The organism is Pseudomonas sp. NyZ480 (assembly GCF_029537255.1).
Lineage (GTDB): Bacteria > Pseudomonadota > Gammaproteobacteria > Pseudomonadales > Pseudomonadaceae > Aquipseudomonas > Aquipseudomonas taiwanensis.
In genome coordinates this window covers 5,351,079-5,370,846 of the sequence record NZ_CP120626.1, presented here as the reverse complement: position 1 = coordinate 5,370,846, position 19,768 = coordinate 5,351,079, and the positions used below count along the sequence as shown (strand labels likewise).

Annotated in this window: 18 protein-coding genes; 14 read left to right on the top strand and 4 right to left on the bottom strand. The window is 61.8% G+C overall.

The window, feature by feature from the left end:
• Nucleotides 1-27: 27 nt before the first annotated feature.
• Nucleotides 28-243 carry a hypothetical protein gene (locus P3R38_RS24715; protein WP_277686683.1) on the top strand — a complete coding sequence of 72 codons (216 nt, stop codon included), beginning with the start codon at nt 28-30 and terminating at the stop codon, nt 241-243.
• Nucleotides 244-768: 525 nt separating this feature from the next.
• Here the strand turns inward: P3R38_RS24715 and aspA are convergent.
• The gene (aspA, locus tag P3R38_RS24710; protein ID WP_023383069.1) at nt 769-2,193 is read right to left on the bottom strand and encodes an aspartate ammonia-lyase; all 1,425 of its coding nucleotides are present in this window, start codon (nt 2,191-2,193) and stop codon (nt 769-771) included.
• 181 nt (nt 2,194-2,374) lie between these two features.
• Between aspA and P3R38_RS24705 the strand changes: the two genes are divergently transcribed.
• The 5 genes from P3R38_RS24705 to P3R38_RS24685 all read left to right on the top strand — a co-directional run bounded on the left by P3R38_RS24705 (nt 2,375) and on the right by P3R38_RS24685 (nt 6,014).
• Nucleotides 2,375-3,292 carry a LysR substrate-binding domain-containing protein gene (locus P3R38_RS24705; RefSeq protein ID WP_023383068.1) on the top strand — a complete coding sequence of 306 codons (918 nt, stop codon included), beginning with the start codon at nt 2,375-2,377 and terminating at the stop codon, nt 3,290-3,292.
• 214 nt (nt 3,293-3,506) lie between these two features.
• Entirely contained in the window at nt 3,507-3,998 is a 492-nt protein-coding gene (gene purE, locus P3R38_RS24700) for a 5-(carboxyamino)imidazole ribonucleotide mutase (protein ID WP_023383067.1), read from the top strand.
• A 10-nt stretch (nt 3,999-4,008) separates the two neighbouring features.
• Nucleotides 4,009-5,091 carry a 5-(carboxyamino)imidazole ribonucleotide synthase gene (locus tag P3R38_RS24695; protein ID WP_023383066.1) on the top strand — a complete coding sequence of 361 codons (1,083 nt, stop codon included), beginning with the start codon at nt 4,009-4,011 and terminating at the stop codon, nt 5,089-5,091.
• Between the two features lie 96 nt (nt 5,092-5,187).
• Nucleotides 5,188-5,433, top strand: a complete 246-nt coding sequence (locus P3R38_RS24690; protein WP_010955824.1) for a GlsB/YeaQ/YmgE family stress response membrane protein — start codon at nt 5,188-5,190, stop codon at nt 5,431-5,433.
• A 47-nt stretch (nt 5,434-5,480) separates the two neighbouring features.
• Entirely contained in the window at nt 5,481-6,014 is a 534-nt protein-coding gene (locus tag P3R38_RS24685) for a DUF3299 domain-containing protein (protein WP_023383065.1), read from the top strand.
• Nucleotides 6,015-6,077: 63 nt separating this feature from the next.
• Here the strand turns inward: P3R38_RS24685 and P3R38_RS24680 are convergent, their stop codons facing one another.
• Nucleotides 6,078-6,974 carry a D-hexose-6-phosphate mutarotase gene (locus tag P3R38_RS24680; protein ID WP_023383064.1) on the bottom strand — a complete coding sequence of 299 codons (897 nt, stop codon included), beginning with the start codon at nt 6,972-6,974 and terminating at the stop codon, nt 6,078-6,080.
• Nucleotides 6,975-7,045: 71 nt separating this feature from the next.
• Entirely contained in the window at nt 7,046-7,444 is a 399-nt protein-coding gene (locus P3R38_RS24675; RefSeq protein ID WP_003253317.1) for an acyl-CoA thioesterase, read from the bottom strand.
• Between the two features lie 359 nt (nt 7,445-7,803).
• Here P3R38_RS24675 and P3R38_RS24670 point away from each other — a divergent pair, with 359 nt between their 5' ends.
• The 8 genes from P3R38_RS24670 (at nt 7,804) to P3R38_RS24635 (ending at nt 18,286) form a co-directional block, all read left to right on the top strand.
• Entirely contained in the window at nt 7,804-9,093 is a 1,290-nt protein-coding gene (locus P3R38_RS24670) for an MFS transporter (RefSeq protein ID WP_023383063.1), read from the top strand.
• Between the two features lie 225 nt (nt 9,094-9,318).
• On the top strand, nt 9,319-10,317 hold the full coding sequence (locus P3R38_RS24665; protein ID WP_003258169.1) for a phosphate ABC transporter substrate-binding protein PstS: 999 nt from the start codon (nt 9,319-9,321) through the stop codon (nt 10,315-10,317).
• 138 nt (nt 10,318-10,455) lie between these two features.
• Nucleotides 10,456-12,744, top strand: a complete 2,289-nt coding sequence (locus P3R38_RS24660) for an ABC transporter permease subunit (protein WP_023383062.1) — start codon at nt 10,456-10,458, stop codon at nt 12,742-12,744.
• A 17-nt stretch (nt 12,745-12,761) separates the two neighbouring features.
• Nucleotides 12,762-14,432: a phosphate ABC transporter permease PstA gene (gene pstA / locus P3R38_RS24655; RefSeq protein ID WP_023383061.1), complete on the top strand. Its 1,671-nt coding sequence runs from the start codon at nt 12,762-12,764 to the stop codon at nt 14,430-14,432.
• Between the two features lie 72 nt (nt 14,433-14,504).
• Nucleotides 14,505-15,338, top strand: a complete 834-nt coding sequence (gene pstB / locus P3R38_RS24650) for a phosphate ABC transporter ATP-binding protein PstB (protein ID WP_023383060.1) — start codon at nt 14,505-14,507, stop codon at nt 15,336-15,338.
• Nucleotides 15,339-15,401: 63 nt separating this feature from the next.
• Nucleotides 15,402-16,160, top strand: a complete 759-nt coding sequence (gene phoU, locus P3R38_RS24645; RefSeq protein WP_023383059.1) for a phosphate signaling complex protein PhoU — start codon at nt 15,402-15,404, stop codon at nt 16,158-16,160.
• A gap of 165 nt (nt 16,161-16,325) precedes the next feature.
• Nucleotides 16,326-17,237 carry a response regulator gene (locus P3R38_RS24640; protein WP_023383058.1) on the top strand — a complete coding sequence of 304 codons (912 nt, stop codon included), beginning with the start codon at nt 16,326-16,328 and terminating at the stop codon, nt 17,235-17,237.
• Nucleotides 17,238-17,386: 149 nt separating this feature from the next.
• Nucleotides 17,387-18,286, top strand: a complete 900-nt coding sequence (locus P3R38_RS24635; protein WP_023383057.1) for a peptidoglycan DD-metalloendopeptidase family protein — start codon at nt 17,387-17,389, stop codon at nt 18,284-18,286.
• Nucleotides 18,287-18,364: 78 nt separating this feature from the next.
• Here the strand turns inward: P3R38_RS24635 and P3R38_RS24630 are convergent, their stop codons facing one another.
• On the bottom strand, nt 18,365-19,705 hold the full coding sequence (locus P3R38_RS24630; RefSeq protein ID WP_023383056.1) for a hemolysin family protein: 1,341 nt from the start codon (nt 19,703-19,705) through the stop codon (nt 18,365-18,367).
• Nucleotides 19,706-19,768 lie beyond the last annotated feature (63 nt).

Here is a 19,768-nt window from a genome sequence, read left to right as displayed (position 1 = left end):
GGCTGGGCAGATTCTGGAGCAATTAGCGTGCCTTTTCACTTTAACAACGGCGATAGAAGTGAATTAGACGGGTACGACGCCAAATACGGCCTCGATGTGTGGCCGTGGATGGCCCCGCAGCGTGCCCAGGGGCGTGAAGTCATTGTGGTGCTGGATGGCGAAGCATTCACTCGCCGCGAGTTGATGGCCGCCCTGGGCAGCGACCGATGGTGCGCGCTTCATAGCCAGACGCCAGCCGCCTAATCGTCTAATGCTGGCCCAGTGGCATTCCGGGTGATGCCTGGCGAGCCAAGTCTGGCCGAGCCTGACCGTTCGACGCCGCAGCAGAATTGGGGTTGGTTGGCCAGCTTGGCCCCGGCTGAGCTGCCCGCTTACCACCGTGGCCGGAGGAAACACCCGAGACGCATTTTCAGCGGATGCGACGGTTTGCGCCGTTCGGCGCTAGGGGGTGTGAAATGAAATATTGTTTGAAACGAGTCGTTGTGGTGACCGCAGCATGGTTACAGACCAATTGTTTTGAAGAGCAATCGAATACGTTCACGTAGGTAAGTGAGCTACCGCCAAACTTTTCTTATTGGCTGGTGTGATTTACAAGCCCGAGCCAGGCACTCACAGCACAGTGACATCCTCGCCATGCTCGACGCTGAGGACGACCCGTCCGACCCGTTGAATTTGATATAAAAAAAGGGCCCTAAGCGTGCGCTAGGGCCCTTGAAAGGTTGAGAGGTGTCTAGTCCCTCGACCTGGTGAGACGTTTCAAGCGGTCGGTTACGCCTTCAGCGGAACCAGACGTGGAGCGATCATGTTTTCCGGACGCAGGATGTCGTTGAGCATCTCTTCGTCCAGCAGCTGTTCTTCGCGCACCAGTTCCAGTACGCCGCGGCCGGTTTCCAGGGCAACGCGGGCGATACGGGTGGCGTTTTCGTAGCCGATGTAAGGGTTCAGGGCGGTGACCAGGCCGATCGAGTGCTCGACCAGTTCACGGCAACGCTGTTCGTTGGCGGTAATGCCGACGATGCAGTGCTCGCGCAGCATGTCCATGGCGCGTTGCAGCAGGCGGATCGAGTCGAAGATCTTGTAGGCGATCAGCGGCTCCATCACGTTCAACTGCAGCTGGCCACCTTCGGCGGCGACGGTCAGCGCCAGGTCGTTGCCCATGATGGCGAAGGCGACTTGGTTCACGGCTTCCGGGATAACCGGGTTGACCTTGCCTGGCATGATCGAGCTGCCTGGCTGGCGTGCCGGCAGGTTGATCTCGTTGATGCCGGTGCGTGGGCCGCTGGACAGCAGGCGCAGGTCGTTGCAGATCTTCGACAGCTTGACCGCGGTACGCTTGAGCATGCCGGAGAACAGCACGAAGGCGCCCATGTCGGAGGTGGCTTCGATCAGGTCGGCAGCCGGTACCAGCGGCTGGCCGCTGATGGTCGCCAGGCGCTGCACGGCCAGGGCCTGATAGCCAGGGTCGGCGTTGATGCCGGTACCGATGGCGGTGCCGCCCAGGTTGATTTCGGTCAGCAGCTCCGGAGCCAGCGAGCGCAGGCGCTGCAGGTCTTCGGTCATGGTGGTGGCGAAGGCGCGGAATTCCTGGCCCAGGGTCATCGGCACGGCGTCCTGCAGCTGGGTACGACCCATCTTCAGTACGTGGTCGAATTCCTTGCCTTTGGCGGCGAAGGCCTGGATCAGGCTGTCGAGGCTGGCCAGCAGGGCGTCGTGACCCAGCAGCAGACCCAGGCGGATCGCGGTCGGGTAGGCATCGTTGGTCGATTGAGCCATGTTCACGTCATTGTTCGGGTGCAGGTACTGGTACTCACCCTTCTGGTGGCCCATGGCCTCCAGTGCGACGTTGGCGATGACTTCGTTGGCGTTCATGTTGGTGGAAGTACCAGCACCACCCTGGATCATGTCCACCACGAACTGGTCGTGGAAGTCGCCTTTGATCAGGCGGGCGCAGGCTGCGGTAATGGCAGCATGCTTGGCATCGCTCAGGTGACCCAGCTCACGGTTGGCGTCGGCAGCGGCCTGCTTGACCATGGCCAGGGCCACGACCAGCTTCGGGTAGTGCGACAGCGGAACACCGGAGAGGTGGAAGTTGTTGGCAGCGCGCAGGGTCTGGATGCCGTAGTAGGCATCGGCAGGGACTTCAAGGGTACCAAGCAGATCTTTTTCGACGCGGAACGATGCAGCGGAGGACATGATGGATATCATCTCGATTTTGACCCGGCACATGCCGGAATGGCGCCAATCCTAGGGCTGCCGCGATTTTGCGGCCAATGCTGTTGCACGCTAACCTATGCATAAACGGCATACGGTTTGATGTGACGCCGATTGACAATCGAGCGTGTTCCATTTTGGTGCACGCCTTGCGGAGTAGTCGATGAACCTCGAAAGCAAGTGGCTGGAAGACTTCAGTGCCCTGGCCGCCACACGTAGTTTTTCTCAGGCGGCAGAGCGCCGCTTCGTCACCCAGCCAGCCTTCAGCCGTCGTATCCGCAGCCTCGAAGCTGCCCTGGGCTTGACCTTGGTGAATCGTTCCCGCACGCCCATCGAGCTGACTGAGGCAGGACAGCTTTTTCTGGTCACGGCGCGCACGGTTGTCGACCAGTTGAGCGAAGTTCTCCGCCATTTACATCATCTTGAAGGTGGGCAGGGTGAGGTGATCCAGGTGGCTGCGGCGCACTCCTTGGCATCGGGCTTTTTCCCCCGTTGGGTGGCACAGTTACGCAACGATGGGTTGAACATCGCCACGCGCCTGGTCGCCACCAACGTGGGGGATGCCGTGCATGCCTTGCGTGAGGGTGGCTGCGACCTGATGCTGGCTTTCTATGACCCGGATGCCGCCCTGCAGATGGATGCCGAGATCTTCCCGTCGCTGCACATGGGCACCACGGAAATGCTGCCGGTGTGCGCGGTGGGCGCAGATCGCAAGCCTTTGTTCGACCTCGATGGTGACAGCAGCGTGCCGCTGCTTGCCTACAGTGCCGGCGCCTTCCTGGGGCGGTCGGTGAGCCTGCTGCTACGTCAACGCAACCTGCGCTACACCACGGTCTACGAAACGGCCATGGCCGACAGTCTCAAGAGCATGGCTCTGGAAGGAATGGGCGTGGCCTGGGTGCCGCGGCTTTCCATGCGGGGTGAACTGGAGCGGGGCGAACTGGTGGTCTGTGGTGGTAGCCAGTGGCATGTTCCGCTGGAAATACGCTTGTACCGCTGCGCCCTGGTGCGCAAGGCCAACGTGCGTTTGTTGTGGCGCAAACTGGAGTCGGCCGGTAACCAGGCGGACCCTGCACTCTGAATCATTAGGGGGTAAAAAGTTGTCCCGCGAGACAGCTTGCCCTTTGATCCGACATGTGCTTGTGGGGGTGGGCGGGCTGCTTCGCTATACGCTATAATCCCGCGCCTTCGGCCGGCTAGGTCGATTCAGAATCCGTATGACAAGCCACGCCGGTCGACCTGCGTGGCTTGTTGCTTTTAGCGCGCCTGAAGGCGCTTGCAGGAGAGGCTCGACGATGAGTGCACTGGTTGGCGTGATCATGGGCTCCAAGTCCGATTGGTCCACCCTTAGCCACACCGCCGATATGCTGGAAAAACTCGGCATTCCCTATGAAGTGAAGGTGGTTTCCGCCCACCGCACCCCGGACTTGCTGTTCCAGTACGCTGAAGAAGCCGAAGGGCGTGGTATCGAGGTGATCATCGCCGGTGCTGGTGGTGCAGCCCACCTGCCAGGCATGTGCGCGGCCAAGACCCACCTGCCGGTGCTGGGCGTACCGGTGCAGTCGTCGATGCTGTCGGGCGTGGACTCGCTGCTGTCGATCGTGCAGATGCCTGCCGGCGTACCGGTTGCTACCTTGGCTATCGGTCGCGCCGGAGCTGTTAACGCCGCTTTGCTGTCGGCGAGCATCCTGGGCGCCAAGTACCCTCAGTACCATGCAGCGCTCAAGCAGTTCCGCACAGAGCAGACCGAGACCGTCCTGGACAATCCAGATCCACGTCAGGCTTGAGGCTGAACCCATGAAGATCGGTGTAATCGGTGGCGGCCAGTTGGGCCGCATGCTGGCTCTGGCGGGTACTCCGCTGGGCATGAACTTCGCTTTCCTCGACCCGGCGCCGGACGCCTGTGCCGCCGCACTGGGCGAGCACCTGCGTGCCGACTATGGCGACCAGGACCACCTGCGCCAGCTGGCCGACGAAGTCGACCTGGTGACCTTCGAGTTCGAGAGCGTCCCGGCCGAGACCGTGGCTTTCCTGTCGCAATTCGTACCGGTGTACCCGAGCGCCGAGGCCCTGCGCATCGCCCGTGACCGCCTGTTCGAGAAGAGCATGTTCCGTGACCTGGGCATCCCGACCCCAGCCTTCGCCGACATCCTCTCGCAGCAAGATCTGGACGCTGCCGTGGCCAGCATCGGCCTGCCGGCGGTGCTCAAGACCCGCACCCTCGGTTACGACGGCAAAGGCCAGAAGGTCCTGCGCACGCCCGAGGACGTGGTCGGCACCTTCGCCGAACTGGGTAGCGTACCGTGCCTGCTCGAAGGCTTCGTGCCGTTCACCGGCGAAGTCTCGCTGGTGGCCGTGCGTGCCCGGGATGGCGAAACCCGTTTTTACCCGCTGGTGCACAACACGCACGAGAGCGGCATCCTGCGTCTGTCGGTGGCCAGCGAGGCTCACCCGCTCCAGGCGCTGGCTGAAGACTATGTTGGCCGTGTACTGCAGAAGCTCGACTACGTGGGCGTCCTGGCGTTCGAGTTCTTCGAAGTCGACGGTGGCCTGAAGGCCAACGAAATCGCCCCGCGGGTGCACAACTCCGGGCACTGGACCATCGAAGGCGCCGAATGCAGCCAGTTCGAGAACCACCTGCGCGCCGTTGCCGGCCTGCCACTGGGTTCGACCGCCAAGGTGGGTGAGAGCGCGATGCTCAACTTCATCGGCGAAGTCCCGGCGGTCGACAAGGTCTTGGCTATCGAAGATTGCCACCTGCATCACTACGGCAAGGCCTTCAAGGCCGGACGCAAGGTGGGTCACGCCACATTGCGCTGCCAGGACATGCCCACCCTCAAGAGCAAAATCGCCGAGGTAGAGGCGCTGATCAGCAACTGATCGAACTTCTGCTACGGGCAGGGTCTCTGAAATGGCAACAAGCCAAAGCGCTGTCTAGGCTTTGGCTTGTTCCATCTTCACTGCAGAGGGACTGCCATGGGCATCATTGGAACTATCTTCATCGGCCTCATCGTTGGCCTGCTGGCGCGCTTCATCAAGCCAGGGGACGACAGCATGGGCTGGATCATGACCATCCTGCTGGGTATCGCCGGCTCCTTGCTCGCCACCTACGGTGGGCAGGCCTTGGGGATCTACCAGGCGGGCCAGGCTGCAGGCTTCTTCGGAGCGCTGGTAGGTGCCGTCGTCCTTCTGGTGATCTATGGATTCATCAAGAAGCGTTGAATAGGCGGTAGAATGCCCGGCAATTCATCCGAGTTGCCGAGCATTTCATGCGAGCCTTTTTTCTCATTCCCTTGCTTCTGGCCAGTACCCTGGCCCATGCCGAACTGCCCGAGACCGACTGGCTGGAGCTGATGCCCAAGTCGGATCAGAAAGCGCTCGAGCAGATGCCCGAGATCGACCACAACTCGCCGGAGGCCATGGGCACCTTCACCGACAAGGGCGGCCTCAAGCAGAGCAAGGGCTTGCCGGCGGTGATGTACTCGACCAAGACCGTGGCGGCGATGGACGGCCGGGAAATCCGCTTGGGTGGCTACCCGGTGCCGTTGGAAAGCGATGCCAAGGGCAACAGCACCTTGTTCTTCCTGGTGCCGTACCCAGGAGCTTGCATCCACGTGCCACCGCCGCCGCCCAACCAGCTGGTGCTGGTGCGCTACCCGAAGGGACTGAAGATCGACGATATCTACACCCCGCTTTGGGTCAGCGGCAAGCTGAAGGTGGAGAAGGTCAGCAATGACCTGGCCGATGCGGCGTATGCGATGGATGCGGGGCAGGTGAGGGTGGTTGAAGACGCCGACCTCTGAGTGCCTGCGCCGGCCTCTTCGCGAGAGAACCCTAGAAGAGGCCCATGAGCTAGGCGCAGGCTGTCAGATCGTGTCACTACCCACCCGGACCTGCAGCGAACTGCTGGCCCCAGGTTCCAACTCCACTACGTCATCCCACACGTTCGCCGTCTCGATGCACAGCATCCGTTGCCAGCCATCATCGGCCATGTCTGGCAGTTCGCGGGCGCGGTCGGTCCATGGGTTCCAGATCACCGCCGAGCGTGAACCCTGGCTGCTCAAGGTGATGCGCCGGTTCCAGTGTGGATCGACGATGCTCAGTCGAGCGGGTGTGTTCAGGTAGATGCGGTCGGTCTCGCCGGTGAAGCCCAGTGCACCCTGTTGTTGGCGTTGCTCCCAGTCTGCCAGGGTCTCGATGTAGCTCAGCCCCTCGACGCCTTCGACCCGCGCCTGTCGCACATCGCTGAGCGCAAAGTAGCTGTGCAGGGCCTGGCTGATGGTGACCGGGGTAGTGCCCTGATTACAGCTGGTCAGCGTCAGCGTCAGGTCCTGGTCCAGCTCCACCACAAGCTTGAGTTCGACTTCATGAGGCCAGCCGGGCAGTTCACCCTTTGCCTCGGGCAGCTCGAACTCGATGCGCAGGCCATCGCCAACTTCTTCGATACCCAGCAATTGCCAGTCACGCGTGCGCGCCAAACCATGGGCAGGCGGCTGCTCGCCACGGTACATGGCCTGCACCGACTGGGGGTTGCGCTGCAGATTGCCGAACCACGGCCAGCACACTGGCACCCCCGCGCGCACCGACTTGTCCTTTCGGAAGATGGCCTGGTCGCTCAGCCACAGCAGCGGTGGCTCGCCCACGCGCTGGTAGCTGAGGATCTGCGCACCCTGCTGGGCGATCAGTAATTCGGCGCGGTCGCTGGTGATGCGCCAGCAGTTGAGTTCGCCATGTTGCTCGGATTCGACCTTGAAGGTAGCCATTGCGCTCGTCTCATTGAATGCCTGTGGGTCTTGGACCCTGTGACTTGCAATGAGTTTACCGCTCGCCAGGCTCAGCGACGAGGCACAGAGCGGGTGCGGCCGCTGCCATCGATGGCCACGAAAACAAATACCGCTTCGGTCACCTTGCGCCATTCGCTGGACAGCGGGTCGTCGCTCCAGACTTCCACCATCATCTGGATCGAGCTGCGGCCGATTTCCAGGGTCTGGGTATAGAACGACAGCTGCGCGCCGACGGCCACCGGGACAAGGAATGCCATGCGATCGATGGCCACCGTGGCAACCCGGCCGCCGGCGACGCGGCTGGCCATGGCGGTGCCGGCCAAGTCCATCTGGGCAACCAGCCAACCGCCGAAGATGTCGCCGAAACCGTTGGTTTCGCGGGGGAGTGCGGTGATTTGCAAGGCCAGGTCGCCTTGCGGAATAGGATCTTCTTGTTCGAGCTCAATCATGCGGTGGGGCCTCTGACCCGTGACGCTTCGTTGGTATGGCGCAAGGCCGTGAAAACGATTCAGCTCGAAACATACTACGCTGATTTCGCTTTGCTGGGCGGCCGTAGGGAAACTCTGCGAAACCGCCTGAGCATAGTGACCGGCGTTTTCGCACAACATCCCACAGTTGGACCAACCTTTTTCCTACGAGTGGGCAGTATATAGAGCAGAACAGCCAGCGACGACCGTGCATTGATGAATATCTGTATGGATTTTGTATCGCTAACGATGCGCCTCGGCAATTTGCTATCTTCGCCTGTCTCCCAATCCAGAAGCCGCGTGCCAAGCGGTCTGCATGACCTACAAGAGAACAACGAGCGATGACCTCCGTGCCCAGCAGTATCGAGCAGCCTTCGCGGCCGCTGACCCGCAGTGACTACAAGACTCTCTCACTGTCCGCCCTTGGCGGAGCGCTGGAGTTCTACGACTTCATCATCTTCGTATTCTTTGCCACCGTGGTCGGCAAGCTGTTCTTCCCGGCCGACATGCCTGAGTGGCTGCGCCTGATGCAAACGTTCGGCATCTTTGCCGCCGGCTACCTGGCGCGGCCGCTGGGCGGGATCATCATGGCCCACTTCGGCGACCTGCTGGGTCGCAAGAAGATGTTCACCTTGAGCATTTTCATGATGGCGCTGCCAACCTTGGTCATGGGCCTGCTGCCGACCTACGCGCAAATTGGCATGTGGGCACCCATCCTGCTGCTGCTGATGCGCGTCATCCAGGGCGCGGCCATTGGTGGTGAGGTGCCGGGTGCGTGGGTATTCGTCTCCGAGCACGTACCAGCGCGCAACACAGGTTATGCCTGCGGCACCCTGACTGCGGGGCTTACCGCCGGCATCCTGCTGGGTTCGCTGGTCGCGACCCTGATCAACAGCGTGTACAGCGCCGAGGAAGTCGCCGGCTACGCCTGGCGTATCCCATTCCTGCTCGGTGGCGTGTTCGGCCTGTTCTCGGTGTACCTGCGTCGTTGGCTGCATGAAACCCCGGTGTTCGCCGAAATGCAGGAACGCAAGGCACTGGCCGAAGAGCTGCCATTGCGCGCGGTACTGCGCGATCACCGTGGCCCGATCATCCTGTCCATGCTGCTGACCTGGATGCTGTCGGCGGGTATCGTCGTGGTGATCCTGATGACTCCGGCGTTGCTGCAGAGCATCTACCACATCAGCCCCACCGACTCGCTCAAGGCCAACAGCCTGGCGATCGTGCTGCTCAGCCTCGGTTGCATCGGTGCCGGCAGCCTGGCCGACCGCTTCGGCGCGGGCCGCGTGTTCGTGGTTGGCAGTCTGCTGCTGCTGGCAAGCTCCTGGACCTTCTATCACAGCCTGCCGGTCCGGCCTGACCTGCTGTTCCCGTTGTATGCCGTCACTGGCCTGTGCGTGGGCGTGATCGGGGCGGTGCCTTACGTAATGGTCAAAGCCTTCCCGCCGGTGGTGCGTTTCAGTGGCCTGTCGTTCTCTTACAACGTGGCATACGCCATCTTCGGCGGCTTGACGCCAATGGTGGTCACTGCGCTGCTGAAGGTCAGCCCGATGGCGCCCGCCTACTATGTGGCGGGGTTGTGCGCCGTTGGTCTGGTCGTGGGCCTTTATTTGCTCGCCAACAAACGCTGATTGGCAGAGGTACCGCTCCGATCGCTGGCAAGCCCCGACCCTGTAGGTGCCGGCTTGCCAGCGATAAGGTTCCCCCTTTCTGAAACATCCTGAAAAGGCCATCCCGGCAACCGGTGATGGCCTTTCATCCAATTGTCACATTGAAGTCATATCGTGTTCATGCGGCCTGCAGATACTTGGGCCCGATCCATCCAACACCCCCAATATTCCTGCTAGGAGCAAGGCATGAAACTGAAGCGTTTGATGGCGGCCCTCACCTTTGCCGCCGCTGGCGTTGCAACCGCCAATGCGGTAGCCGCTGTCGATCCTGCGATCCCGACCTACACCAAGACCACCGGTGTATCGGGCAACCTCTCCAGCGTCGGTTCCGATACCCTCGCGAACCTGATGACTCTGTGGGCCGAGGCCTACAAGAAGGAATATCCGAACGTAAACATCCAGATCCAGGCTGCCGGCTCCTCCACCGCGCCACCTGCGCTGACCGAAGGCACCGCCAACCTCGGCCCGATGAGCCGCAAGATGAAGGATGTCGAGCTGCAGGCCTTCGAGCAGAAGTACGGCTACAAGCCGACCGCCATCCCGGTTGCCGTCGACGCCCTCGCCGTGTTCGTACACAAGGACAACCCGATCAAAGGCCTGACCATGGCCCAGGTCGATGCGATCTTCTCCTCGACCCGCCTTTGCGGCGGCAAGGCCGACGTCAAGACTTGGGGCGACCTGGGCGTGACCGGCGACCTGGCCAACAAGCCGGTTCAGCTGTTCGGTCGTAACTCGGTGTCCGGCACCTACGGCTACTTCAAGGAAGAAGCCCTGTGCAAAGGCGACTTCAAGCCTAACGTCAACGAACAGCCTGGCTCGGCTTCGGTCGTGCAGTCGATCAGCTCCTCGCTCAACGGCATCGGCTACTCGGGCATCGGCTACAAGACCGCCAGCGTCAAGACCGTAGCCCTGGCCAAGAAAGAAGGCGGCGAGTTCATCGAGGACAACGAAGCCAACGCCCTGAACGGCACTTACCCGCTGTCGCGTTTCCTGTACGTCTACGTCAACAAGGCCCCGAACAAGCCTCTGGCCCCGCTGGAAGCCGAGTTCGTGAAGCTGGTCCTGTCGCAAGCTGGTCAGCAGGTCGTGGTGAAGGATGGCTACATCCCGCTGCCGGCCAAAGTGGTCGACAAGACCCTGGCTGACCTGGGCCTGTCCCACGCAGGTAACGTTGCAAAGAAGTAAGTAACTGAGGAAGAGGTCGGCGCGGATGCCGGCCTTTTCCACGAATTCCCAGTCCGAAGCCAGGGTTCCTGAGCGGCGGGCTTTTGTGCGTCAACGCACTGTCATGTTTTTGTCATACGGGACCGCTAGGGTGTGCGCATGAATGATCTGGCCAACTCCACAATGACCCAAAATTCCCCTCCCGTGCGGATTGACTTCAATACGCCGGAGCTGCAACGCAAGCGCCGCATGCGCGCCCTCAAGGATCGCCTGACCCGCTGGTATGTACTGGTGGGCGGGCTTGCCGTATTGGCAGCCATTACCCTGATCTTCTTCTACCTGGCCTATGTGGTGCTGCCACTGTTCCAGGGCGCCGAGCTGACCAGCAAGAAGGCCCTGGAGCCGACCTGGTTGCAGCAGGACGCCGGCAAGCCGCTGATGATCGCGCTTGAAGAGCAGAACCTGGTGGGCATGCGGGTTTCCGACAAGGGGCAGGCGCTGTTCTTTGACTCCAAGACCGGTGCCGAAGTGAAGCGCGTCGACCTGCCGTTGCCAGCTGGCACCCAGGTCAGCTCGATCAGTACCGACCAGCCGGGCAGCCCGCTGGTGGTGTTGGGGTTGTCCAACGGCCAGGCGTTGGTGTTCCACCACACCTACAAGATCACCTACCCGGACAACAAGAAAACCATTACCCCCGACATCGACTTCCCGTACGGCCAGGCGCCGTTCGTGCTCGATGACGAGGGTCGTCCGCTCGAGCACGTAAGCGTGAACCTCAATGGCGAGACCTTGCTGCTGGCTGGTTCCACCGGTTCGCACCTGCAGGTGGTCGAGCTGACGAGCACCGAGAACATGATGACCGGCGAGGTTACCACCGAGCAGAACCGCATCGAACTGCCGCAGATGACCGAAGTGGTGAAGAACATCTTCATCGACCCGCGTCAGCAGTGGCTGTACGTGATCAACGGTCGCGCCACTGCCGACGTCTTCAGCCTGCGTGAGAAAAGCCTCAATGGCCGCTACAAGCTGCTTGAAGACGGCCAGGCCGAAATCACAGCCACTGCCCAGCTGGTCGGCGGCATCTCGCTGATCTTCGGTGACTCCAAGGGGGGGCTGAGCCAGTGGTTCATGGCGCGTGACCCCGATGGCGAATCGCGCTTCAAGCTGATCCGCAGCTTCCAGATGGGCAACGCGCCTGTCGTCCAGATCGACGCCGAGGAGCGCCGCAAGGGCTTCATTGCGCTGGATGCGGCAGGCAAACTGGGCGTGTTCCACAGCACTGCGCACCGAACCCTGTTGGTCGAGCCAGCGGCTGAAGGCCCGGGTATCCTGGCGCTGTCGCCGCGCGCCAACCGCATCATCATCGAGGAAGGTGGCAAGCTGCTGCCACTGAGCCTAAAGAACCCGCACCCTGAAATTTCCTTCAGCGCGCTGTGGGGCAAGGTCTGGTACGAAAACTACGACGAGCCGAAGTATGTATGGCAGTCGACCGCATCGAACACCGATTTCGAACCCAAGCTGAGCCTGTCGCCGCTGACCTTCGGTACTCTGAAGGCCGCCTTCTACGCGATGATCCTGGCTGCTCCACTGGCCATCGCCGCCGCCATCTACACCGCTTACTTCATGGCCCCGGGCATGCGCCGCAAGGTCAAGCCGGTGATCGAACTGATGGAAGCGATGCCGACGGTGATCCTGGGCTTCTTCGCCGGTCTGTTCCTGGCCCCGTACCTGGAAGGCCACCTGCCAGGTGTGTTCAGCCTGTTCGTGATCATGCCCCTTGGTATTCTCCTCACAGGCTTCACCTGGAGCCGTCTGCCTGAGTCGATCCGCCTGCGTATTCCAGACGGCTGGGAAGCCGCGATCCTGATCCCGGTGATCCTGGTGATCGGTTGGTTCGCCCTGTACATGAGCCCGTTCATGGAGACCTGGTTCTTCGGCGGCGACATGCGCCTGTGGATCACCAACGACCTGGGCATCACCTACGACCAGCGCAACGCCCTGGTAGTTGGTATCGCCATGGGCTTCGCGGTCATTCCGAACATCTACTCCATCGCCGAAGACGCCGTGTTCAGCGTGCCGCGCAGCCTGACCCTGGGCTCCCTGGCCCTGGGTGCGACACCGTGGCAGACCCTGACCCGCGTGGTCATCCTCACCGCCAGCCCGGGTATCTTCTCGGCGCTGATGATCGGCATGGGCCGTGCGGTTGGCGAGACCATGATCGTGCTCATGGCCACCGGCAACACCCCGGTGATGGAGCTGAACCTGTTCGAAGGCATGCGCACCCTGGCCGCCAACGTGGCGGTGGAAATGCCTGAATCCGAAGTCGGCGGCAGCCACTACCGTGTGCTGTTCCTCGCTGCCCTCGTGCTGCTGATGTTCACCTTCATCATGAACACCTTGGCCGAGCTGATTCGCCAGCGTCTGCGCAAGAAATACTCGTCGCTTTGATAGGAAGGTAGAGATCCGTGAAAAAGGATTCCCTCAAAAGCTGGTTCAAGAGCGGCGCCCCAGGCGTCTGGATCAGCGGTGGCGCGGTCGCCATGGCGGTGATCATGACCGTCGGCCTGCTGGCGGTGATCGCCGTGCGCGGCCTGGGCCACTTCTGGCCGGCCGACCTGGTCCAGGCCACCTACAAGGTGCCGGGCCAGGCCGACCATATCGTCATCGGTGAAGTGGTACAGAAAGAAGAAGTCCCGCGTGCCCGTCTCAAGGGTGCTGGCTTGCCAGTACCGGACGAGGGGCCGGAGTTCATGACCCGCGAGCTGATCAAGGTCGGTAACCGCGACCTCAATGGCAGCGACTTCACCTGGGTGGTCGGCGAATGGCTGGTCGACGAGCAGAAGCCGGTCGACCTGATCGCCCTGGAACGTCGCGAGTGGGGCAACTTCTACGGCTACCTGGTCAGCGTCAAGGAAGAGGGCAAGGTCGTCGCCGAAGGCCCTGCGGCCTGGAACGAGCTACAGACTCGCCTCAAGCGCGCCAACCAGCTCAACAGCGAGCTGCAGAGCCTCGAGAAGAAAGACATTGGTGCCATCAACCATGGCCTCGAACGCCTGCGCCTGCATGCCCGTAAACTGGAGCTGGACGGCAAACTGGACGCCGCTGCCCAAGCAGACATGGACGCCGAGCGTGCCGAGCTGAACAGCCGCTACAAGGCCATCGAAGACCGACTGACCAGTCTGCACCAGGCTTTTGCCCGTGACAGCCTGGTGGCGCGTGACGGTAATGGCCGCGAAGTCGAGATCAACCTGAGCAAAGTGGTACATGCCATCCAGCCGAACGCCATGTCCGGCATGACGAAGATGGGCACCTACTTCGCCAAGGTCTGGGAGTTCCTCAGCGACGACCCGCGTGAAGCCAACACTGAAGGCGGTATCTTCCCAGCCATCTTCGGTACCGTGATGATGACCCTGATCATGGCCGTGATCGTCACCCCGTTCGGTGTGCTGGCCGCCGTTTACCTGCGCGAGTACGCCAAGCAGGGACCGGTGACCCGCCTGATTCGTATTGCGGTGAACAACCTGGCGGGTGTTCCGGCCATCGTCTACGGCGTGTTCGGACTGGGCTTCTTCGTCTACGTGCTGGGCGGTTCGATCGACCGTCTGTTCTTCCCCGAAGCGCTGCCGGCACCGACCCTGGGTACTCCGGGCCTGCTGTGGGCCTCGTTGACCTTGGCACTGCTGGCCGTGCCCGTGGTGATCGTGGCCACCGAGGAAGGCCTGGCGCGCATTCCACGTACCGTGCGCGAAGGCTCCCTGGCCTTGGGTGCGACCAAGGCCGAGACCCTGTGGAAAATTGTCCTGCCGATGGCCAGCCCGGCCATGATGACCGGCATGATCCTCGCGGTGGCCCGCGCTGCCGGTGAGGTCGCGCCGCTGATGCTGGTGGGTGTGGTGAAACTGGCACCGTCGCTGCCGGTTGACGGCAACTACCCGTACCTGCACCTGGATCAAAAGATCATGCACCTGGGCTTCCACATCTACGACGTCGGCTTCCAGAGCCCTAACGTCGAGGCCGCGCGGCCGTTGGTGTACGCCACCGCGCTGCTGCTGGTGCTGGTGATCGCCACCCTAAACCTCTCGGCGGTGTGGATCCGTAACCACCTGCGCGAGAAGTACAAGGCTCTCGACAGCTGAACCTGATTGCAAGCGTGCCGCCCGCCCGTCGGGCGGCCCTTTGAAACGCATTGATAGCGTATGGAGTTGACCATGCAGCATGAATCCCACGCCCACGGCATCGACATGTCGGCCCTGGGCCGCGACAAGCAGAGCCTGCGCCTGGCCGAAGAAACCGTGGCCATCGAAGTACCGGGCCTGTCTCTGTTCTATGGCGAGAAGCAAGCGCTGTTCGATGTGCAGATGAATATCCCCAAGCAGCGCGTGACCGCCTTCATCGGCCCGTCCGGTTGCGGCAAGTCGACCCTGCTGCGTACCTTCAACCGCATGAACGACCTGGTTGACGGTTGCCGCGTGGAAGGCGCGATCAACCTGTACGGCAACAACATTTACCGCAAGGGCGAAGACGTGGCGGAGCTGCGTCGCCGTGTGGGCATGGTGTTCCAGAAGCCCAACCCGTTCCCCAAGACCATCTACGAGAACGTGGTCTACGGCCTGCGCATCCAGGGCATCAACAAGAAGCGTGTGCTCGATGAGGCTGTCGAATGGGCACTCAAGGGCGCTGCCCTCTGGGATGAGGTGAAGGACCGCCTGCACGAATCGGCACTGGGCCTCTCTGGCGGTCAGCAGCAGCGTCTGGTCATCGCCCGCACCATCGCGGTAGAACCGGAAGTGCTGCTGCTCGACGAGCCATGCTCGGCACTGGACCCGATCTCGACCCTGAAGGTCGAAGAGCTGATCTACGAGCTGAAATCCAAGTACACCATCGTCATCGTGACCCACAACATGCAGCAGGCGGCCCGTGTCTCGGACTACACCGCGTTCATGTACATGGGCAAACTGGTCGAATTCGGGGATACCGACACCCTGTTCACCAACCCGGCGAAGAAGCAGACCGAAGACTACATCACCGGTCGCTACGGCTAACAACCGAAGCCAGGGAACGACACGAACTTCTTGAAGCTTGCAGCTTCTTCGCGGAGCGAGACGATGATCAACAAAGAAAGCCTTACGCATCACATTTCCCAGCAGTTCAACGCCGAGCTCGAAGAGGTGCGCAGCCACCTGCTGGCCATGGGTGGCCTGGTCGAGAAGCAGGTCAACGACGCCGTTACCGCGCTGATCGAGGCCGACTCGGGCCTGGCCCAGCAAGTGCGCGAAGTGGACGAGCAGATCAACCAGATGGAGCGCAACATCGACGAGGAGTGCGTGCGCATCCTCGCTCGCCGTCAGCCTGCCGCGTCCGACCTGCGCCTGATCATCAGCATTTCCAAGTCGGTGATCGACCTGGAGCGCATTGGTGACGAGTCGACCAAGATCGCCCGCCGTGCCATCCAGCTGTGCGAGGAGGGCGAATCGCCGCGTGGCTATGTCGAGGTTCGCCATATCGGCGACCAGGTGCGCAACATGGTGCGTGACGCGCTGGATGCGTTCGCCCGCTTCGACGCCGACCTGGCATTGTCGGTGGCTCAGTACGACAAGACCATCGACCGCGAGTACAAGACCGCGCTGCGCGAGCTGGTGACCTACATGATGGAAGACCCGCGCTCGATCTCGCGGGTACTGAGTGTTATCTGGGCCCTGCGTTCGCTGGAACGCATCGGCGACCACGCGCGCAACATCTCGGAGCTGGTGATCTATCTGGTGCGCGGCACTGATGTGCGCCACCTGGGCCTCAAGCGCATGAAAGAGGAAGTCGAAGGAACGGCCGATAGCGCTAATGTTCCGGCCGGAGCGGACGATAAATAGGATTGCTCCCGAGCCTCAACGCCCGGCCTGTGCCGGGCGTTTTCGTTTGCGGTCGAGCAGCCAGCAGGCACCCGCGAATGATGTGAAGAACTCCCGGCGTGGTCCATGTTTTGGCAAATGGCCATCAGTCAGCGTTATGCTAGCCGGGATTCAAGAGGAGTATCGATGAGTAAAGTCAATGTGCTGGTCGTGGATGACGCACCGTTCATTCGTGACCTGGTGAGGAAATGCTTGCGCAATGCCTTCCCCGGCATGGTCATCGACGATGCGGTCAACGGCCGCAAGGCCATGACCATGCTGAGCAAAGAACCGTTCGACCTGGTGCTGTGCGACTGGGAGATGCCGGAAATGTCCGGTTTGGAACTGCTGACCTGGTGCCGTCAGCAGCCCGAGATGAAGAACCTGCAGTTCATCATGGTAACCAGCCGTGGTGACAAGGAGAACGTGATCCAGGCCATTCAGGCCGGCGTCTCAGACTTCGTCGGCAAGCCGTTCACCAACGAGCAGCTGCTGACCAAGGTAAAAAAGGCGCTGACCAAGATCGGCAAACTCGAAGGCCTGGTGGCGGGTGCGCAGGCACGGGTCAACTCGGCATTCGCCAACGACTCGTTGAGCGCCCTGACTGGCGGCAAGCCTGAAGCGGCCAAGGTCTCGGCGCCCGCGCCTGCCTCAGCCCCGGCCCCTGCCAAACCCTTGATCAACGCGCCAACCCCCACTACCGCCGCTGCTGCTGCGCAGACGGGCCGTGGTCAGGGGCAGCTGCGGTTGTCCAGCGGTACACAGCCTTGTGTGATCAAGGCCTTGAGCCTAAAGGAAGCCTTGCTGGTGGTTCGGCGTAGTGCGGTCCTGCCACAAGTGCTAGAAGGTGCGGTGTTGGACCTGGAGCAGGGCGAGAACGCCGAGGTGGCACGTTTGAACGGCTACTTGCATGCGATTGCGGCTCTGGAACCGAAACCAGAGAGTGATTGGCTGCAATTGACGTTCAAGTTCGTCGATCAGGATGCACAGAAGCTGGATTACCTGTCGCGCCTGATCGCGCGCGGCACCCAGCAGAAGCATTTCACTCCGGGGGCCTGAGCCCATCGTCGATAAGCTGGCGCCTTGGGTTGCACGACCACCAGGTGCCGGCTTGTCGGGTGCTGGCTGTTCACCCGACCAACTGCAGCCCATCGGCCAAATCCCCCTGCTAGGCTTCGACAGACAATAACTGTCAAAAAGCCACTATCATGCCAGCCTCTCGCCTGCTGCTGTTCTGTGCCTTGCTCACGGCTTCGGCGTCGAGCCTGGGCATGACCATCTACAAGACCGTCGACAATTTCGGCGTGGTCTCGTACTCCGACCGTTACAGCCCCGGCGCGAAAACCTTCGAGCTGCGTGAGCCGATGCTCGAACGGATCGAGGGCAAGGTGCGTTTGCAGACCGAGACCTTTCCTGGCGGTGTGCGCTTTGTCGTGCGAAATGACCTGTACGTACCGATGCAGGTCGAGCTGCGTATCGACAAGCTGGCCAACGCCTTTGGCGGCAACGCGCCCCGCACCGTGCGCGCCATCGTCGGCCCGCGTTCGAGCAAAACGTTGAGCTCGGTGCTGGCGGCGCCGGGCGGGCCGCTCAAGTATGTCAGCCAGTTCCAGTACGCCATGGGAGACCCCACTCAGCGCTCGCTGGCTTACCGATATCCCTTCCCCTGGAAAGGCGGACCGTTCCGCTTGACCCAGGGGCCCAATGGCCGTTTCAGCCACTTCGGCCCTAAGGGGCGCTATGCCATGGACATCGCCATGCCAGAGGGCACGCCGATCATCGCTGCGCGGGGTGGGGTGGTGGTCAGGATCGAGAACAACCAGAGTGGGCGGGGCACCAACCCGTCGGGCAACTTCGTGCGTATTCTGCACCCGGACGGCACCATGGGCGTCTACCTGCACCTGATGCGCGGGTCGGTGGTGGTCGCTGAGGGGCAACAGGTGGTAGTAGGGCAGGCCTTGGCCAAGTCGGGCAACACGGGCAACAGCACCGGGCCACATCTGCATTTCGTGGTGCAACGCAATGTGGGGCTGGCGCTGGAGTCGATACCCTTTCAGTTCGACCGGCCGATTGGCGGGCTGCCGGATTTTACCGCTGGCAACCCTTGAGGAGGGTGTGGGCTTCACCGTCGGCAAGCCGGCTCCTGCAGGTTCGGGAGTCGGCTTGCCGGGTGGCGCCACGGTCGGTCAATCCAGCTTGAGCACCTTGGCCAGCACGATCTTTGGCCCTTTCATCTTCTTGATGATGATACGCAGCCCCTCGACCTCCAGCACTTCTTCTTCCTCAGGTACCCGCTTGAGCGTCTCGTACACCAGGCCAGCCAGGGTTTCTGCCTCGATATGGTCCAGGTCGATGCCCAACAGGCGCTCGACCTTGAACAGCGGTGTATCGCCACGCACCAGCAGTTTGCCCGGCTGGTAGGCGAGGATGCCGCGTTCGGTCTTGCGGTGTTCGTCCTGGATGTCGCCGACCAGCACTTCCAGCACGTCTTCCATGGTCAGGTAGCCGATTACCTTGCCATCGGCTTCCTCGACCAGCACGAAATGCGCGCCGCCCTTGCGGAACTGCTCCAGCAGTTGCGCCAGCGGCATGTGCCGGGAAACACGCTCCAGCGGGCGGGAGAGGTCTTCCAGGTCGATGGTCTCGGGCAGGTGCTCCAGCTCGGCAAGCTCCAGCAGCAAGTCCTTGATGTGCAGCAGTCCGGTGAACTCCTCGCGCTCGGCGTCGTACACCGGGTAACGGCTGAACTTGTGGCGGCGTACCAGGGCCAGGATCTCCCTCAGCGGCGCATGGGCGTCGATGCTGACCATGTCTTCGCGCGAGTTGGCCCAGTCGACCACCTCCAGCTCGCCCATTTCGACCGCCGAGGCGAGTACGCGCATGCCCTGGTCACTCGGGTCCTGGCCTCGGCTGGAGTGCAGGATGAGCTTGAGCTCCTCGCGGCTGTAGTGGTGCTCGTGGTGTGGGCCGGGCTCACCCTGGCCGGCAATGCGCAGGATGGTGTTGGCGCTGGCGTTGAGCAGATAGATGGCCGGGTACATCAGCCAGTAGAACAGGTACAGCGGCACGGCTGTCCACAGCGACAGCAGTTCCGGTTTGCGGATGGCCCAGGACTTGGGCGCCAGCTCGCCGACCACGATGTGCAGGTAGGAGATCACGAAGAAGGCGACGAAGAACGAAATCGCCTTGATCAGCTCAGGCGTGTCCACACCCATGTATGCCAGCAATGGCTCGAGCAAGTGGGCGAAGGCCGGCTCACCGACCCAGCCCAGGCCTAGGGAGGCGAGGGTGATACCCAACTGGCAGGCCGAGAGGTAGGCGTCCAGCTGGTTGTGAACCTTGCGCAGGATGCTGCCGCGCCAGCCGTGCAGTTCGGCAATGGATTCGACGCGGGTAGCGCGCAGCTTGACCATGGCGAACTCGGCGGCAACGAAGAAGCCGTTGAGCAGCACCAGCAGCAGGGCGAAGATGATCATGCCGAAATCGGCGAATAACGAGGTGAGGCTGATACCAGGGGAAGGGTCCATGATGGAGTTTTTACGGGGTCCGTCTTTGGGAAATTAAAAAATAAAGTGCCAGCTTTTGCTGGC

Coding starts and splice junctions, on each gene's coding strand:
- aspA (WP_023383069.1), bottom strand. CDS start 2,193: ATGTCCTCCGCTGCATCGTTCCGCGTCGAAAAAGATCTGCTTGGTACC.
- P3R38_RS24705 (WP_023383068.1), top strand. CDS start 2,375: ATGAACCTCGAAAGCAAGTGGCTGGAAGACTTCAGTGCCCTGGCCGCC.
- purE (WP_023383067.1), top strand. CDS start 3,507: ATGAGTGCACTGGTTGGCGTGATCATGGGCTCCAAGTCCGATTGGTCC.
- P3R38_RS24695 (WP_023383066.1), top strand. CDS start 4,009: ATGAAGATCGGTGTAATCGGTGGCGGCCAGTTGGGCCGCATGCTGGCT.
- P3R38_RS24690 (WP_010955824.1), top strand. CDS start 5,188: ATGGGCATCATTGGAACTATCTTCATCGGCCTCATCGTTGGCCTGCTG.
- P3R38_RS24685 (WP_023383065.1), top strand. CDS start 5,481: ATGCGAGCCTTTTTTCTCATTCCCTTGCTTCTGGCCAGTACCCTGGCC.
- P3R38_RS24680 (WP_023383064.1), bottom strand. CDS start 6,974: ATGGCTACCTTCAAGGTCGAATCCGAGCAACATGGCGAACTCAACTGC.
- P3R38_RS24675 (WP_003253317.1), bottom strand. CDS start 7,444: ATGATTGAGCTCGAACAAGAAGATCCTATTCCGCAAGGCGACCTGGCC.
- P3R38_RS24670 (WP_023383063.1), top strand. CDS start 7,804: ATGACCTCCGTGCCCAGCAGTATCGAGCAGCCTTCGCGGCCGCTGACC.
- P3R38_RS24665 (WP_003258169.1), top strand. CDS start 9,319: ATGAAACTGAAGCGTTTGATGGCGGCCCTCACCTTTGCCGCCGCTGGC.
- P3R38_RS24660 (WP_023383062.1), top strand. CDS start 10,456: ATGAATGATCTGGCCAACTCCACAATGACCCAAAATTCCCCTCCCGTG.
- pstB (WP_023383060.1), top strand. CDS start 14,505: ATGCAGCATGAATCCCACGCCCACGGCATCGACATGTCGGCCCTGGGC.
- phoU (WP_023383059.1), top strand. CDS start 15,402: ATGATCAACAAAGAAAGCCTTACGCATCACATTTCCCAGCAGTTCAAC.
- P3R38_RS24640 (WP_023383058.1), top strand. CDS start 16,326: ATGAGTAAAGTCAATGTGCTGGTCGTGGATGACGCACCGTTCATTCGT.
- P3R38_RS24635 (WP_023383057.1), top strand. CDS start 17,387: ATGCCAGCCTCTCGCCTGCTGCTGTTCTGTGCCTTGCTCACGGCTTCG.
- P3R38_RS24630 (WP_023383056.1), bottom strand. CDS start 19,705: ATGGACCCTTCCCCTGGTATCAGCCTCACCTCGTTATTCGCCGATTTC.